At 68.1% G+C, this 15,590-nt stretch carries 14 protein-coding genes; 10 read left to right on the top strand and 4 right to left on the bottom strand.

What is annotated here, in order from left to right; genetic code table 11:
* The first annotated feature begins 19 nt into the window (after nt 1-19).
* Together AC1RAD_RS08575 and AC1RAD_RS08570 are read left to right on the top strand one after the other, a co-directional pair.
* Nucleotides 20-1,558, top strand: a complete 1,539-nt coding sequence (locus AC1RAD_RS08575) for a TRAP transporter large permease (RefSeq protein ID WP_062468805.1) — start codon at nt 20-22, stop codon at nt 1,556-1,558.
* Nucleotides 1,555-2,076: a hypothetical protein gene (locus AC1RAD_RS08570; RefSeq protein WP_139701873.1), complete on the top strand. Its 522-nt coding sequence runs from the start codon at nt 1,555-1,557 to the stop codon at nt 2,074-2,076. Before AC1RAD_RS08575 ends, AC1RAD_RS08570 begins: the two co-directional genes overlap by 4 nt.
* 78 nt (nt 2,077-2,154) lie before the next feature.
* Here AC1RAD_RS08570 and AC1RAD_RS08565 read toward each other — a convergent pair whose 3' ends face one another.
* From AC1RAD_RS08565 to xseB, 4 genes are all read right to left on the bottom strand, one after another.
* A complete protein-coding gene (locus AC1RAD_RS08565) occupies nt 2,155-3,234 on the bottom strand; it encodes a TRAP transporter substrate-binding protein (RefSeq protein WP_062468808.1) in 1,080 nt (359 codons plus the stop codon).
* 130 nt (nt 3,235-3,364) lie between these two features.
* Nucleotides 3,365-5,209: a 1-deoxy-D-xylulose-5-phosphate synthase gene (dxs, locus tag AC1RAD_RS08560; RefSeq protein WP_070061821.1), complete on the bottom strand. Its 1,845-nt coding sequence runs from the start codon at nt 5,207-5,209 to the stop codon at nt 3,365-3,367.
* Nucleotides 5,210-5,231: 22 nt separating this feature from the next.
* Nucleotides 5,232-6,146, bottom strand: a complete 915-nt coding sequence (locus tag AC1RAD_RS08555; protein ID WP_492734519.1) for a polyprenyl synthetase family protein — start codon at nt 6,144-6,146, stop codon at nt 5,232-5,234.
* Between the two features lie 11 nt (nt 6,147-6,157).
* Entirely contained in the window at nt 6,158-6,424 is a 267-nt protein-coding gene (gene xseB / locus AC1RAD_RS08550) for an exodeoxyribonuclease VII small subunit (RefSeq protein ID WP_062468817.1), read from the bottom strand.
* A 271-nt stretch (nt 6,425-6,695) separates the two neighbouring features.
* Between xseB and AC1RAD_RS08545 the strand changes: the two genes are divergently transcribed.
* The 8 genes from AC1RAD_RS08545 (at nt 6,696) to AC1RAD_RS08510 (ending at nt 15,584) form a co-directional block, all read left to right on the top strand.
* The gene (locus AC1RAD_RS08545) at nt 6,696-7,841 is read left to right on the top strand and encodes an aromatic ring-hydroxylating oxygenase subunit alpha (RefSeq protein ID WP_070061819.1); all 1,146 of its coding nucleotides are present in this window, start codon (nt 6,696-6,698) and stop codon (nt 7,839-7,841) included.
* A 58-nt stretch (nt 7,842-7,899) separates the two neighbouring features.
* Nucleotides 7,900-8,832, top strand: a complete 933-nt coding sequence (locus tag AC1RAD_RS08540; protein WP_062468822.1) for a DMT family transporter — start codon at nt 7,900-7,902, stop codon at nt 8,830-8,832.
* 53 nt (nt 8,833-8,885) lie between these two features.
* Complete coding sequence (locus AC1RAD_RS08535) at nt 8,886-9,794, top strand: sulfurtransferase (RefSeq protein ID WP_492734517.1); 909 nt, start codon at nt 8,886-8,888, stop codon at nt 9,792-9,794.
* Entirely contained in the window at nt 9,791-10,381 is a 591-nt protein-coding gene (locus AC1RAD_RS08530) for a DUF2796 domain-containing protein (RefSeq protein ID WP_492734516.1), read from the top strand. The genes AC1RAD_RS08535 and AC1RAD_RS08530 overlap by 4 nt, the downstream gene beginning before the upstream one ends.
* A gap of 4 nt (nt 10,382-10,385) precedes the next feature.
* Entirely contained in the window at nt 10,386-11,132 is a 747-nt protein-coding gene (locus AC1RAD_RS08525) for an ABC transporter ATP-binding protein (protein WP_492734515.1), read from the top strand.
* A gap of 55 nt (nt 11,133-11,187) precedes the next feature.
* Nucleotides 11,188-12,450: an ABC transporter permease gene (locus AC1RAD_RS08520; RefSeq protein ID WP_070061815.1), complete on the top strand. Its 1,263-nt coding sequence runs from the start codon at nt 11,188-11,190 to the stop codon at nt 12,448-12,450.
* 2 nt (nt 12,451-12,452) lie between these two features.
* Nucleotides 12,453-13,079: a DUF3299 domain-containing protein gene (locus tag AC1RAD_RS08515; RefSeq protein WP_492734514.1), complete on the top strand. Its 627-nt coding sequence runs from the start codon at nt 12,453-12,455 to the stop codon at nt 13,077-13,079.
* A gap of 186 nt (nt 13,080-13,265) precedes the next feature.
* A complete protein-coding gene (locus AC1RAD_RS08510) occupies nt 13,266-15,584 on the top strand; it encodes a DUF3300 domain-containing protein (RefSeq protein ID WP_492734513.1) in 2,319 nt (772 codons plus the stop codon).
* The last annotated feature ends 6 nt before the right edge of the window (nt 15,585-15,590 follow it).

Genomic DNA, 15,590 nt, shown 5'->3' with positions numbered 1-15,590 from the left:
CGCAGGACAAGTAGACATCATGCACATGGAAAATTTCGCCCCGATCATGTTCGCGGGGCTCGTGGTGATCATGCTGATCGGGTTTCCGGTCGCGTTTTCGCTCTCGGCCCTCGGCCTGATCTGCGGCTTCTTCGCCATCGAGATGGGCTGGTTCCCGGCCGGCTTCATGGCCAACCTGCCGCTCAACGTGTTCGGCATTTTGTCGAACGAGACGCTGCTGGCCATTCCGTTCTTCACGCTCATGGGAGCGGTGTTAGAAAAATGCGGGCTCGCCGAGGACATGCTCGACTCGATGGGCCAGCTCTTCGGCCCGATCCGCGGCGGCCTGGGCTACTCGGTGATCATCGTGGGCTTCATCCTCGGCGCCATCACCGGCACGGTGGCCGGCCAGGTGATCGCGATGGCGATGATCTCGCTGCCGGTCATGATGCGCTACGGCTACAACATGCGCTACTCGACCGGCGTGCTCGCCGCCTCGGGAACCATCACGCAGCTGGTGCCGCCCTCGCTGGTGCTGATCGTCATGGCCGACCAGCTCGGCACCGACGTCGGCCAGATGTACAAGGGCGCCTGGGGCCCGTCGATCCTGCAGGTGGTGATCTTCGCGATCTACACCTTCCTGGTCTCGCGCATCCGTCCGCACTACGTGCCCGGCCTGCCCGCCACGGCGCGCACGCTGCACGGCTGGGCGCTGTGGGGCAAGTGCCTGCGCGGCATCATCCCCTCGGCCATCCTGATCTTCGCGGTGCTCGGCTCGATGGGCGGCCTGCCCTTCATGGACAAGGCCATCGCCACGCCGACCGAGGCGGGCGCCATGGGTGCGGTCGGTGCGCTGGTGCTGGCGCTCATTCACCGCCGCCTGAACTGGGCGCTGATGAAGGACGCGATGGAAGGCACCATGCGCCTCACGGCGATGGTGGTGTTCATCCTGATCGGCTCGCGCGTGTTCTCGCTGGTGTTCCAGGGCGTGGACGGCGCCAAGTGGATCGAGCACATGCTCTCGGGCCTGCCGGGCGGCCAGATCGGCTTCCTGATCGCGGTCAACATCTTCGTGTTCTTCCTGGCGTTCTTCCTCGACTTCTTCGAGATCGCCTTCATCATCCTGCCGCTGCTGGGCCCCGTGGCCCACAAGCTGGGCATCGACATGGTGTGGTTCGGCGTGCTGCTGTGCGTGAACATGCAGACCTCGTTCATGCACCCGCCGTTCGGCTTCGCGCTGTTCTACTTGCGGGGCATCGCCGACACCCTGTTCAAGAACGGGGCGTTGCCCAAGAAGGTGGAGTCGCGCGACATCTACCTGGGCGCCGTGCCCTGGGTCGTGATGCAGCTGCTGCTGGTGGCCATCGTGATCTTCTTCCCGCAGACGGTGACCGTGTTCCTCGAGAAGGAAAAGGTCGTCGACATCGACAAGGTCAACCTCGACATGCCGGTCGACCCGAACGCGCCGCCCGCCACCGACAACGGCGTGAACATGGAAGACCCGTTCGGCAACCAGAAGACGCCTGAGGAAACGCCGGCGCCGGCGGCCCCGGCGGCGGGCGAAGCTTCCAAGCCGTGAGCGACGCCCGCCCCGGCGACGCCCCGAACGACCACCCCGCGACAACAGAAGGCGGCCCGCTCGAAAGCGCCGCCTTCCCGCCGCTGCTGCGCACGCTGGCGGTGGTGCTGGTGGTCGATCTCTTCGCCTTCGCGCTGTGGAGCCTGCCGTCGCTGCGCACCACCAGCTGGTCGGCCACCAGCCTCTTTGTCTTCGGTGTGGCGGGCCTGTGCGTGATCTGGGTCGGCTACTGGATCGTCTACAGCCGCACCCGCCTCGAAGGCGACGTGCTGACGCAGACCTGGCTGTGGAACAAGCGCGTGAGCGCGCAGGACGTGGCGCAGCTCAAGCTGGTGCACATCCGCATGCTCGAGCGCGTGATCGCACCGCGCCTGCTGGTGCGCCGGCGCTTCGGCGGCATCACCTGGTTCCATGCCTACGACCCGCAGGTGCTGATCGCGTTCGGCGAACAGGTGGCGATGCGCACGCTGCCCTCCGCGCCGCCGCCCTCCCCCGACCCCGACCCCGCGTCCAAATGAAAAAAGCCCCGCCGAAACCGGCGGGGCTTTTTTTCTTGTGAGGTGCGAAGCGCCGGGTTGCGGCGCCGCGTGCCTTACTTACAGCTTCTGCTGTTGCATGAAGCGGTCGAAGGTGCCTTCGGTGTAGCGGAACCAGGCGTTCTGGTCGGCCAGGAACTTGGACCAGTCGCTGTAGATCTTCTTCCACTCGGGGTTGCTGTTGTTCAGGTCCGAGTAGATCTGCTGGGCCGACTTGAAGGCGGCGTTCATCACGTCCTGCGAGAACGGACGCAGCTTGGTGCCCGAGCCCACGAGCTGCTTGAGCGCGATCGGATTCTTGGCGTCGTACTTGGCCGTCATCGTGATGTTGGCGTGCGCGGCAGCCGCTTCGACCACGGCCTTGAAATCGGCCGACAGGCTTTCCCATGCCTTGGTGTTGATGTAGAAGTCGAGCTCGGGGCCGCCTTCCCACCAGCCGGGGTAGTAGTAGAACGGGGCGATCTTGTTGAAGCCCAGCTTCTGGTCGTCGTACGGGCCGACCCATTCGAGACCGTCGAGCGTGCCCTTTTCGAGCGCGGGGTACAGGTCGGCGCCGGGGATCGATTGCGGGATCACGCCGAAGGGCTCGAGCACCTTGCCGGCGAACGGGTTGGTGCGGAACTTCAGGCCCTTCAGGTCGGCGACCGACTTGATTTCCTTGCGGAACCAGCCGCCCATCTGCGCGCCCGTGTTGCCGCCCGGCAGGTTGATGATGTTGTACTTGGCGTAGAAGGCGCGCATCAGCTTCAGGCCGTTGCCTTCGTACATCCAGGCGTTCTGCTGGCGGGTGTTCATGCCGAAGGGCACGGCGCAACCCAGGCAGAAGGTCGGGTCCTTGCCGTAGAAGTAGTAAGGCGCCGTGTGCGCCATTTCGACCGCGCCGCTCTGGATGCCGTCGACCACGCCGAAGGCGGGCATCAGCTCGCCGCCCGCGTGCACGGAGATCTGGAACTTGCCGCCCGTCATGTCGCTCACGCTCTTCGAGAACACCTCGGCGGTGCCGAAGATGGTGTCCAGCGACTTGGGAAAGCTCGATGCGAGACGCCAGCGAACGGTGGCTTGCGCGTGAACCGCGGGCGCGATGCCGGCAGCCAGAACGCCCGCGATGCCGGCGTTTTTGATGAGGGAACGACGATCCATTGAATTCACTCCGAGTGCTTTGGAAAAAACAAAACGCGGCTTGTGACCGCGTCAGGGACTTTTGTGAGTCCTTTTGATTGTAAAAACGCGCTTACAGGTGGCCGGCGGGGGTTTACCCTGCGACCTCTTGTCAAACGAAGCGTTTCTTGATCGCGGCGGCAATGCCGTCGGCATCGAGGCCGATCGATGCGAGCAGCTTGGCCGGATCGCCGTGCTCGATGAAGCGGTCGGGCAGGCCCAGTTGCAGCACCGGCTTCTGGATGCCCGCGGCCTGCAGGGCCTCGACCACCGCACTGCCCGCACCGCCCATGATGGCGCCCTCTTCGAGCGTGACGAGCGCGTCGTGCGTGCCCGCCACTTGAAGCAGCAACTCGACGTCGAGCGGCTTGGCCCAGCGCATGTTGACCACGGTCGCATCGAGCGACTCGGCCGCGGTGAGCGCCGGGTACAGCAAGGTGCCGAAGGCAAGGATGGCAATGCGTTGGCCTTCGCGGCGGACCTCGCCCTTGCCGAAGGGCAGCGCGTCGAGCGTGAGGTGCGGCGTGGTGCCGGCGCCCGCGCCGCGCGGGTAGCGCACGGCCACCGGATGGTTCTGTTCGTAGGCGCTCGTCAGCAGCTGGCGGCACTCGCGCTCGTCGGCCGGGCAGGCGATGCTCATGTTGGGAATGCAGCGCAGGAACGGGATGTCGTACGCACCCGCGTGCGTGGCACCGTCGGCGCCCACGAGGCCCGCGCGGTCGAGCGCGAACACCACGGGCAGGTTCTGGATCGCCACGTCGTGGATCAGCTGGTCGTAGGCGCGCTGCAGGAAGGTCGAGTAGATCGCCACCACGGGCTTCAGGCCCTCGCAGGCCAGGCCGGCGGCGAACGTGACCGCGTGCTGCTCGGCGATGCCGACGTCGTAGTAGCGATCAGGAAAGCGCTTCTCGAACTCCACGAGCCCCGAGCCTTCGCGCATCGCGGGCGTGATGCCCACGAGGCGGCCGTCGTGCGCGGCCGTGTCGCACAGCCACTGGCCGAAGACCTGCGTGAAGGTCTGCTTGGCGGCCGTGGTCGACTTGACCAGGCCCACTTGCGGATCGAACTTGCCCGGGCCGTGGTAGGCCACCGGGTCGGCCTCGGCCAGCTTGTAGCCCTGCCCCTTCTTCGTGACCACGTGCAGGAACTGCGGGCCGTCCAGGTGCTTGAGGTTCTCGAGCGTGGGCACCAGCGAGTCGATGTCGTGGCCGTCGATGGGCCCGACGTAGTTGAAGCCGAACTGCTCGAACAGCGTGGCCGGCACGACCATGCCCTTGGCATGCTGCTCCAGGCGCTTGGCCAGCTCGAACAGCGGCGGCGCGTTGCGCAACACGCTCTTGCCGACGCTCTTGGCGGCGGCGTAGAAGTTGCCGCTCATGAGCTGCGCGAGGTAGCGGTTGAGCGCGCCCACCGGCGGGCTGATCGACATGTCGTTGTCGTTCAGGATGACCAGCAGCTTGCAGTCGCACACGCCCGCGTTGTTGAGCGCCTCGAAGGCCATGCCGGCCGTGAGCGCGCCGTCGCCGATGATGGCCACGGCATGGCGCTTCTCGCCCTTCTGCTTGGCGGCCATGGCCATGCCGAGCGCGGCCGAGATGCTGGTCGACGAGTGGGCTGTGCCGAAGGTGTCGTACTCGCTCTCGGTGCGCTGCGGAAAGCCCGAGATGCCGCCGAGCTGGCGCAGCGTGGGCATGCGCTCGCGCCGGCCCGTGAGGATCTTGTGCGGGTAGGTCTGGTGGCCCACGTCCCACACCAGCCGGTCATGCGGCGTGTTGAACACATGGTGCAACGCCACCGTCAGCTCGACCGTGCCGAGGTTGGAGCTCAGGTGGCCGCCGGTGCGCGAGACGTTGTCGAGCACGCAGGCGCGCACCTCGTCGGACAGCTGCTTGAGCTGGGCCCGGTCGTACTGGCGGATCGGCGAAGGGTCGTGGAGAGTGGGAAGCAGCGGAGCCATGGAGGTGGGTTCTTTTTTCTTCTCAGCGGTCGCGGTCGACCACCATGTGGGCCAGGGCGCGCAATGCGGCGGTGTTCGTCAAGCCGCTCTTGCCCAATGCGGCAATCGCGTCAGCCAGCAGCTGGCTCGCCTGCGCGCGCGCGCCGTCCAGGCCGAGCAGCGACACGTAGGTGGGCTTGTCGGCCGCGGCGTCCTTGCCGGCGGTCTTGCCCAGGGTTTGCGAATCGGCGGTGACGTCGAGGATGTCGTCGACCACCTGGAACGCCAGCCCGATGGCGGCGCCGTAGTCGCGCAGCGCCGCCAGCGCGGCCGGCGACACGGTGCCGCAGGCGGCGCCCATCTCGACGCTGCCCTGCAGCAGCGCGCCGGTCTTCAGGCGGTGCATTTCGCGCAGCTGGGTTTCGTTCAGTGCGATGCCGACGCTGGCCAGGTCGATGGCCTGGCCGCCGGCCATGCCCTGGCTGCCGGCCGCGCGCGCCAGCAGGCGGCACAGCAGGGCCTGCATGGCCGCGGGCACCTCGTCGCCCTCGGGCGCGAGCAATTCGAAGGCCAGTGCCTGCAGCGCGTCGCCCGCGAGCAGCGCGTCGGCTTCGCCGAACTTCACGTGCACGGTGGGCTTGCCGCGGCGCAGCACGTCGTTGTCCATGCACGGCAGGTCGTCGTGCACCAGCGAATAGGCGTGGATGAGTTCGGTGGCGCAGGCCGCACGCAGCGCGGCGTGGGCGTTGCCGCCGACCGCTTCATTGGCCGCGAGCACCAGCAGCGGCCGCAGCCGCTTGCCGCCGTCGAGCACGGCATAGCGCATGGCATCGCCCAGCAGCACCGGCGCATCGACGCCGACCCAGCGCGACAGCGCCGCTTCGACCGTGGCCAGATGGGGCTCGGCCCAGCCGGCCAGCGTCTTCGCGTCCCAGGGGGTGATGGCGGTGGAAGTCATCGGGACGGCGCTCATTCGGCCGTCCAGGGCTTGAGGCTGCCTGCGTCGAGCACCTTGATCTGGTCCTCGACCGCCTGCAGCTTGTCGCGGCAGAAGCCGAGCAGTGCGGCGCCGCGCTGGTAGCTGCCCAGCAGCTGGTCCAGCGGCAGCTGGCCCGATTCGAGTTCTGCAACCAGTTGTTCCAGTTCCTGGAGCCCGGCTTCGTAGCTGGCGGGCAACGGCCCGGTGTCGGGCGTGGCCGCCGGGCTGGTCGTGGAAGGAGAAGGCACCTTGGGCATGCAACGAATCGTGGATGAAACGGAACATTTTAGGGCGGGGCGCAACGAACCGCCGGGCAGCCCGCGCACGCGTGCGCGACCCTTTGCAACACCCTGTATGGCGCCCGGCCATGCGAGGCAAAAACCCGGCGGGCGCAAAAATGCCCCCCGGGTACAATCCCCGCTTCCCCCGCCGGTCGCACCGGCACACCTCTTCGGGCCGTCACCCTTGCAGACGGCGCCTTCCGTTTTTTCTTTTTTTCTCCCTGTGGGGAGCTTGGTCAGGTCCTCCATGTCTGATTTAAGTCTTCAACTGCAGCAGGCCGCGAGCCAACTTCCAGTTACCGCGTATTTCGACGAGGCCTTGTACGCCCGCGAAATGCAGAACCTTTTCGCGCGAGGGCCCCGCTACGTCGGGCACCGACTGGCCGTGCCCGAGCCGGGTGACTTCCACACCCTGCCGCAGGAACACCAGGGCCGCGCGCTGGTCCACACGCCCAAGGGCGTGGAGCTCATCTCGAACGTCTGCCGCCACCGCCAGGCCCTGATCCTGCAGGGCCGGGGCCAGCTCGACGCCCAGACCGGCGGCAACATCGTCTGCCCGCTGCACCGCTGGACCTACGCCGCGAAAGATGCGCGCACCACCGGCACGCTGATCGGCGCCCCGCATTTCGACCAGGACCCGTGCCTGAACCTGCACAACTACCCGCTCACCGAATGGAACGGCCTTCTGTTCGAGAAGAACGCCGACGGCAGCGGCCGTGACGTGGCGGCCGACATGGCGGGCCTGGGCCCGCAGGCCGACCTCGACTTCTCGGGCTACGCGCTCGACCGCGTCGAGCTGCACGAGTGCAACTACAACTGGAAGACCTTCATCGAGGTCTACCTCGAGGACTACCACGTCGGCCCGTTCCACCCCGGCCTGGGCAGCTTCGTCACCTGCGACGACCTGCGCTGGGAGTTCAAGCCCGAGTTCTCGGTGCAGACGGTGGGCGTGGCCAACCGCCTGGGCCGCGCGGGCAGCCCGGTCTACCAGAAGTGGCAGGAGCAGCTGCTCAAGTACCGCGACGGCAAGCCGCCGAAGTACGGCGCGATCTGGCTCACCTACTATCCGCACGTGATGATCGAGTGGTACCCGCACGTGCTCACCGTGTCGACGCTGCACCCGGTGAGCCCGACCAGGACGCTCAACATGGTCGAGTTCTTCTACCCCGAGGAGATCGTCGCCTTCGAGCGCGAGTTCGTCGAGGCCCAGCAGGCCGCCTACATGGAAACCTGCGTGGAGGATGACGAGATCGCCGAGCGCATGGACGCCGGCCGCCGCGCGCTCATGCTGCGCGGCGACAACGAGACCGGCCCCTACCAGAGCCCCATGGAAGACGGCATGCAGCAGTTCCACGAGTGGTACCGCAACGCGATGCAACAACCACGCGCCTGAACGCCGCCCCGCCCCGCACCCGCCGGGGCTTTCTTTTTTCTGATCTGGATGTCAATCGATGCAAGCGCTGTGGATGGTGCTCGGGGCCTTTCTGTTCGCCACCATGAGCGTGGTCGTGAAGGTGGCCTCCGAATGGTTCAACAGCGGTGAGATGGTCCTGGGGCGCGGCCTCATCGGCATCGTGTTTCTCTGGCTGCTGGCGCGCAACCGCGGCACCTCGCTCGCCACCAAGTACCCCGGCATGCACGCCTGGCGCAGCACCATCGGCGTGGTGTCGCTGGGCGCGTGGTTCTACGCCATCGCCCACATGCCGCTGGCCACGGCCGTCACGCTCAACTACATGAGCAGCGTGTGGGTCGCGGCCTTCCTGGTCGGCGGCGCGCTGCTGGCCTGGGTGCCGGTGCCCGGGCGCGACGGCCGCATCGAGCGCCCGCCGCTGCAGGGCCCGCTGGTGATGACGGTGCTCGCGGGCTTTGCCGGCGTGGTGCTCATGCTCAAGCCCACGGTGGGCGGCGGCGACGGCTTCGCGGGCATGCTGGGCCTGCTGTCGGGCGTCACGGCCGCCTTTGCCTACATGCAGGTGGTGGCGCTGTCGCGCATCGGCGAGCCCGAGCTGCGCACGGTCTTCTATTTCGCGGTCGGCTCGGCCGTGGCCGGCGCCTTCGCCACGGCCGCGACCGGGTTTTCGGGCGGCAGCTCGTGGACGTGGCAGCATGCGCTGTGGCTGCTGCCGATCGGCCTCTTGGCCGCCCTCGGACAGCTGTGCATGACCCGCGCCTACGCCACCGCCAAGACCCAGGCCGGCACACTGGTGGTGGCGAACCTGCAATATTCGGGCATCGTGTTCGCGGCCTTCTACAGCGTGGTGCTGTTCGACGACCGCATCGACGCCGCCGGCTGGGCCGGCATGGCGCTGATCATCGCCAGCGGCATCGCGGCCACCGTGCTGCGGCAGCGGGCCGTGCCGAAGGCGCCGGCCGAGGAACACTGAACGCAGCAGCCACGGCACCCATCGCCGATCCATTTTTCGAAGGAGCTCCCGCCATGTACACCACCCTCATCTCCGTCGAACAACTCAGGCAACTGCGCGAGGGCGACTCGCCCCTCATGGTGTTCGACTGCAGCTTCGACCTCATGAAGCCCGAGGCCGGCGCGCAGCTGTATGCCGCCGCGCACATCCCGGGCGCGCAGTACGCCAACCTGGACACCGACCTCAGCGCCAAGCATGGCCTGCCCGGCGCGCGCGGCGACGTGGTGGTGGCGCAGGACGACGGCGTGCCCGCCTCGGGCGGGCGCCATCCGCTGCCCAGCCGCGAGAAGTTCGCGGCCTGGCTGTCGTCCGTGGGCTTCTCCAACACGATGCAGGCCGTGGTGTACGACCGCAACGGCGCCAACTACTGCGGGCGCCTGTGGTGGATGCTCAAGTGGATGGGCCACGACGCCGTGGCCGTGCTCGACGGCGGCCTGCAGGCCTGGCAGGCCGCGGGCGGCGAAGTGACCGACCGCGAGGAGCCCGCGCGCTTCCAGTCGAATTTCGTACAGGGCGAGCCGATCGCCAGGCTCGTGACCACCGACACCGTGGTGCGCCGGCTCGGCCAGCCTGACCAGAACCTGATCGACGCGCGTGCCGGTGCACGTTACCGCGGCGAGGTGGAACCTCTGGACCCGATCGCGGGTCACATCCCCGGGGCCCTGAACCGGCCCTTCGCCGACAACCTCGGTCCCGACGGCAAGTTCAAGCCCGCCGCGCAACTGCGCGCCGAGTTCGAAGCACTGCTCGCGGGGCGCGATGCGGCGACCGTCGTCCACCAGTGCGGCAGCGGCGTGAGCGCCGTGCCCAACCTGCTCGCGATGCAGATCGCGGGGTTCGGGACGACCGCGCTCTATGCCGGCAGCTGGAGCGAATGGAGCAACACGCCGGGGCTGCCGACCCGGCAAGGCGCAGAACCATGATGCACACCCTGCACACCCGACTTCGACGCACGTCCTCCGGCTTCGCACTGACCGCCGCCGCGCTGTTCGCGGCCGCCGCCCTTCCCGCACACGCCCAGCAACAGCACGCGCATGTGCACGGCCAGCTCAAGCTCGACGTGGCGATCGACGGGCCCACCATCGTGATCGCCATGGAGTCGCCACTCGACAACATCGTCGGCTTCGAGCGCGCGCCCAAGACCGACGCCGAGAAGAAGACCGTCGAAGCCGCCATCGCCCAGCTGCGCGCGGCCGACAAGCTCTTCACCATCGACCCCGCCGCCAACTGCAAGCTCGGCCCCGTCGACCTGCGCTCCGGCGCGCTCGGCCTGGGCAACCCCGACCCGGCCGAATCGGGCGGGCACGCGGACCTCGACGCCTCCTTTTCCTTCAACTGCACCCAGGCCGCCGCCGCGAAGTTCATCGACCTGAACCTGTTTGCGGCCTTCAAGGGCGCACGCCAGATCGACGTGCAGATCGCCAGCGCGCAAGGCCAGTTCAAGCGCCAGCTGAAGCGCCCGAGCGGCGCGCAGGCGGCGCAGCCTTCCCGCCTGACGCTGGGCAAGTGACAGCGTGAGCACCCTCCCGCAGGCCGAGACCACGCACTTGCGCGTCGTGCTCGCCGCCGAAGCCCTGCGCTTCACCTGGCCCGGCGTGAAGACACCCTGCATCGACATCGAGGCCCTGCGCATCACGGCGGGTGAGTCCGTGTTCCTGCACGGCCCGAGCGGCTGCGGCAAGAGCACGCTGCTGTCGCTGCTGGCCGGCGTGCTCGTGGCCGACGAAGGCCGCGTCACGCTGCTGGGGCACGATTGGGCCAAGCTCTCGGGCACGCAACGCGACCGCGCCCGCGTGGCGCACGTGGGCTACATCTTCCAGCAGTTCAACCTGCTGCCCTACCTGAGCGTGCTCGACAACGTGCTGTTGCCCTGCCGCTTCTCGGCGCGGCGCGAGGCGCAGGCTGCGCGCAACGGCAGCTCGCGCGACGAGGCCGAGCACCTGCTCGACCAGATGGGCCTGGACCGCGGGCTGTGGAAGCGCCAGGCGCTGCAGCTCTCGGTGGGCCAGCAGCAGCGCGTGGCCGCGGCGCGCGCGCTCATCGGCCAGCCCGAGGTCGTGATTGCCGACGAGCCCACCTCCGCGCTCGACGAAGACCGGCGCGAAGCTTTTCTCGACGTGCTGCTCACGGCCTGCGCCGTGAACCACAGCGCGCTCGTGTTCGTGAGCCACGACCAGCGCATCGCACCACGCTTTGCGCGGCACGTGCTGCTGCCGGAGATCAACCGTGCGGCGTCGAGCGCGATGGCGGTGGACGCATGAGCCGCCGGGCCGCTCCCAAGGCGAATACCGCAGCGCGTAGCGCGGAGGTCTACTGATGAGAGCTTTGTTTTCCATCGCATGGCGCAGCGCCTGGAACCGCCGCTTCACGCTCGCGCTCACCGTGTTCTCGATCGCGCTGTCGACCTTCCTTTTGCTGGGCGTCGAGCGCATCCGCACCGAGCTGCGCGAGAACTTCGCGTCGTCGGTCTCGGGCACCGACCTCATCGTGGGCGCGCGCACCGGTTCCACGCAGCTCTTGCTGTACTCGGTGTTCCGCATCGGCGCGGCCACCAACAACATCTCGTGGAAGAGCGTGCAGGCGCTGCAGGCGCACCCCGGTGTCGACTGGGTGGTGCCGCTGTCGCTGGGCGATTCGCACCGCGGCTTCTCGGTGCTCGCGACCACGCCCGAGTACTTCACGCACTTCCGCTACGGCGACCGCCAGACCTTGAAGCTGCGCGAAGGCAAGCCCTTCGACGCACTGTTCGACGCCGTGGTCGGCGCCGAGGTGGCCGACAAGCTGGGCTACCACGTGGGCCAGAAGATTACGCTGGCGCACGGCAGCGGCGAGCTCAACGTGGCCGAGCATGCCGACAAGCCCTTCACCGTGGTGGGCGTGCTCGCGCGCACCGGCACGCCGGTCGACCGCACGGTGCACATCGGCCTGGCGGCCATGGAAGCCATCCACCTCGAATGGGTGGGCGGCGCGCCGATGCCGGGCGTGAAGATTCCCGCCGAGCAGGTGCGCAAGTTCGACCTCACGCCCAAGAACGTGACGGCCGCACTGGTGGGCCTGAAGAACCGCGCCGCCGTGTTCGGCGTGCAGCGCTGGATCTCCACCTACACCGGCGAACCGCTGATGGCCATCCTGCCCGGCGTGGCACTCGACGAACTGTGGAGCGTGATCGGCATCGGCGAGAACGCGCTGCTGCTGATGTCGGCCCTGGTCGCGCTCGTGAGCCTGGCAGGGCTGGTGTCGGTGGTGATGGCGGGCCTGAACGAACGCCGCCGCGAGCTCGCCGTGCTGCGCGCCGTGGGCGCGGGCCTGCGCCATGTGCTGGCGCTGCTGGCGCTCGAAGGCGCACTGGTCACCGTGCTGGGCGTGCTGCTGGGCGTGACGATGGCGGTGCTCGGCATCGCCCTGCTCTCGCCATGGCTGCAGGCGCAGTTCGGGCTGACGCTGAGCCTGTCCGAACCTACACTGAACGAATGGCTGCTGACGGCGAGCCTGCTGGTCGCCGGCTGGCTCGCGAGCCTGCTGCCCGGCATCCGGGCCTACCGACTGTCGCTGGCCGACGGCCTTTCTCCGAGAATCTGACCATGACGAAGACCTCCACACCCCGCGTGCTCACCGCCCTGTCGATGCTGCTGGCCGGCGCCGGCCTCACAGCCGCCGCCTGGGCCGCCGAGCCCGCACCGAAGGACACCACTGCGACCAATCCGCTGGGCGGCAAGCCGGCCGCCACCGCGCCCCAGGCCGCGGCGGGCCAGCCGCGCCAGATCAGCTGGGAAGAGCTGGTGCCCAAGGACTGGGACCCGGCCAAGGCCTTCAAGGGCATCGACCTGAGCACGCTCGACGACGGCGACCCGCGCGCCAACGAGCTGCTGATGAAGATGCAGGAGGTGTCGAACAACGCGCCCACCAACCCCGCGCTCAACGGCGTGGAAGTGAAGATCCCCGGCTTCATCGTGCCGCTCGAAGAGGCCAAGGGCGAGGTCACCGAGTTCCTGCTCGTGCCCTACTTCGGCGCCTGCATCCACACGCCGCCGCCGCCGGCCAACCAGATCCTGCACGTCATTCCGCAAAAGGGCGCCAAGTTCCGCGCCATGGACACCGTGTGGGTCACCGGCAAGCTGCAGACGCTGCGCAACGACTCGATGATGGGCGTGAGCGGCTACCACGTGAAGGCCAGCAGCGTCACCAAGTATTCGGGCGGCGCCAAGTAACGACAGAGGTTCTTCCCCGGGCGATCGCCACGTCGCCCGATGGTCTCGTGGTCCTGCGCCGACAGCACAGGCGGCGCACCGCCGACACAGACCGTTGCATCCGGGGCGCAGGCTGTGTCATCGCCTGCTCTGGCCCGCCGTTGAAGGAGTTCCGGGCACCCTGCCGGCGTCTTCAGGACATGCCAGATGACACCCTCTCCCCACCGCCCCCTCCTTCAGCGGCGCCTCATGGCTTCGCTGTGCATCGCAGCGTTGTTCGTTGCAGGCTGCGACAAGCCCGCACCACCGCCTCCCGCCGCTGAAGCACCGGCCACCCAGGCCCCCGCGCCCGTCGCCGCGCCGGTGCCGGCCGCCTACACGCCGCCCTCGGCCGAGCAGCTCTACCAGTTGGTCGCGCCCATCGCGCTGTACCCCGACAAGCTCGTCGCGCAGATCCTGGCCGGTGCCACCTACCCCGATCAGATCACCGCGGCCCACGGCTGGCTGCAGCAGAACCCCACGCTCAAGGCCGGCCCGCTCGCCGACGCCGCCAACCAGCAGCCGTGGGACCCGAGCGTGAAGTCGCTCACCGCGTTCCGGCCCGTGATGGACCAGATGGCCGGCAACATCGCGTGGACCACCTCGCTGGGCAAGGCCTACTACAACGACCCGGCCGACGTGATGAACGCGATCCAGGTGATGCGCCAGCGCGCAGCGAAGGCCGGCCGCCTCAAGAACAACGACAAGCTGCGCGTGGCGCGCGCCGCGACGCCGCCCAACTACACGCCCGCGCCCGACATGCAGCCGATGTACGCGGGCCCCCTGGTGATCGAGCCGCCCGAGGAACTCATCACCATCGAGCCCGTGCAGGCCGACGTGGTGTACGTGCCGCGCTACGACCCGCAGGTCGTGTACGACACGCCCGTGGCCGTCTACCCCGGCTATGCCTATGCACCGCCGCCGGTGGTGGTCGAGCCCGGCTACAGCCGTGGCCAGGTGGCCGCAGTGGGCGCGCTGGCCTTCGGCAGCGGCGTGATCGTCGGCTCGGCGCTGGAGCGCCACGGCTGGGGCTGGAACGCCTGGAACATGAACTGGGGCGCGCCGCGCTGGCGCGACCGCGCGGCACCGCCGCCACCGGCCTACCGGCCTGCGGTGGTCTACAACAACAGCACGTATGTGTCGCGCTCGACCACGGTGGTCAACAACGTGCGCAACGTCTACAACAACAACAACTACGCAGGCGATCGCAGCGGCCCGCCGACCGGTGCGGCGGCATGGCAGGCGGCGCAGCAGCAAGAGCAGCTGCAACAACAGGCGCGTGCCCAGCAACAGCAACAGCAGCAAGCGCTGATGCAGCAGCAGGCGGCGCATAACCAGTTGCGCGAGCAACAGCAGGCCCAACAGGAACAGGCTCGGCGCCAGCAACAGGTGCAGCAGGAACAGGCCTTGCGCCAGCGCCAGGACCAGCAGGAGCAAGCCCGTCGACAGCAGATGCAGCAGCAACAAGCGGCACAGAACCAGCAACGCCAACAGCAGGCGCAGCAGGAGCAGGCACGGCGTCAGCAGCAGATGCAGCAGGACCAGGCCCTGCGCCAACGCCAGGATCAGCAGGAACAAGCCCGTCGCCAGCAGATGCAGCAACAGCAGGCCACGCAAGACCCGCAGCGTCAACAACAGGCCCAGCAGGAGCAGGCACGGCGCCAGCAGCAAGCGCAGCAGGAACAGGCACTGCGTCAGCGGCAAGACCCGCAGGAGCAAGCCCGTCGCCAACAGATGCAGCAACAGCAGGCCGTGCAGGACCAGCAACGTCAACAACAGGCGCAGCAGGAACAGGCACGGCGTCAGCAGCAAGCGCAACAGGAGCAGGCACTGCGTCAACGCCAGGACCCGCAGGACCAAGCCCGTCGCCAGCAGATGCAGCAGCAACAGCAGGCCGCGCAAGACCAGCAGCGCCAACAACAGGCCCAGCAAGAGCAGGCGCGTCGCCAGCAGCAGGCGCAGCAACAGGAACAGGCGTTGCGCCAACAACGCCAGGACCAGCAGGAGCAGGGCCGCCGCCAACAGATGCAGCAGCAACAGGCGCAACAGGAGCAGCTACGTCGGCAGCAGGAACAGCAGCAGGCCCAGGCCGCCCAGCAACAGCAACAGCAACGGCAGGCGCAGCAGATGCAGCAACAGGCTCAACAGGCTCAACAGGCTCAACAGGAGCAGGCCCGTCGCCAGCAGCAGTTGCAACAGCAACAACAGGCACAGGCGCAAGCCGCGCAACAGCAACGCCAGGCCCAGATGGAACAGGCGCGCCAGATGCAGATGCAACAGCAGCAAGCCGCCCAGGCCCAGCAACGCCAGCAGCAGGAGCAGATGCAGCGCCAGCAGGCCGTGCAAAACCAGGCGCGCCAGCAGCAGCACCAACAGGAACAGATGCAACGCCAGCAGGCGCAACAGCAGCAAGCCCAGGCTCAGGCCGCCGCGGCGGCAGCGGCCGCCCATCGCCGCCGCCCGGGCGATCCCAACGCACCACAGTGAACCCGC

Source organism: Variovorax sp. GW823-FHT04B03, assembly GCF_058796495.1.
The sequence above is the reverse complement of the archived record's forward strand: the minus strand, read 5'-3'. Positions and strand labels throughout refer to the sequence as shown.

Bases quoted from the DNA above. Each gene is read 5' to 3' on its own strand.
- AC1RAD_RS08565 (WP_062468808.1), bottom strand. From the start codon at position 3,234: ATGGATCGTCGTTCCCTCATCAAAAACGCCGGCATCGCGGGCGTTCTG.
- AC1RAD_RS08535 (WP_492734517.1), top strand. From the start codon at position 8,886: ATGTACACCACCCTCATCTCCGTCGAACAACTCAGGCAACTGCGCGAG.
- AC1RAD_RS08545 (WP_070061819.1), top strand. From the start codon at position 6,696: ATGTCTGATTTAAGTCTTCAACTGCAGCAGGCCGCGAGCCAACTTCCA.
- AC1RAD_RS08520 (WP_070061815.1), top strand. From the start codon at position 11,188: ATGAGAGCTTTGTTTTCCATCGCATGGCGCAGCGCCTGGAACCGCCGC.
- AC1RAD_RS08575 (WP_062468805.1), top strand. From the start codon at position 20: ATGCACATGGAAAATTTCGCCCCGATCATGTTCGCGGGGCTCGTGGTG.
- AC1RAD_RS08555 (WP_492734519.1), bottom strand. From the start codon at position 6,146: ATGACTTCCACCGCCATCACCCCCTGGGACGCGAAGACGCTGGCCGGC.
- AC1RAD_RS08510 (WP_492734513.1), top strand. From the start codon at position 13,266: ATGACACCCTCTCCCCACCGCCCCCTCCTTCAGCGGCGCCTCATGGCT.
- AC1RAD_RS08540 (WP_062468822.1), top strand. From the start codon at position 7,900: ATGCAAGCGCTGTGGATGGTGCTCGGGGCCTTTCTGTTCGCCACCATG.
- xseB (WP_062468817.1), bottom strand. From the start codon at position 6,424: ATGCCCAAGGTGCCTTCTCCTTCCACGACCAGCCCGGCGGCCACGCCC.
- dxs (WP_070061821.1), bottom strand. From the start codon at position 5,209: ATGGCTCCGCTGCTTCCCACTCTCCACGACCCTTCGCCGATCCGCCAG.
- AC1RAD_RS08530 (WP_492734516.1), top strand. From the start codon at position 9,791: ATGATGCACACCCTGCACACCCGACTTCGACGCACGTCCTCCGGCTTC.
- AC1RAD_RS08515 (WP_492734514.1), top strand. From the start codon at position 12,453: ATGACGAAGACCTCCACACCCCGCGTGCTCACCGCCCTGTCGATGCTG.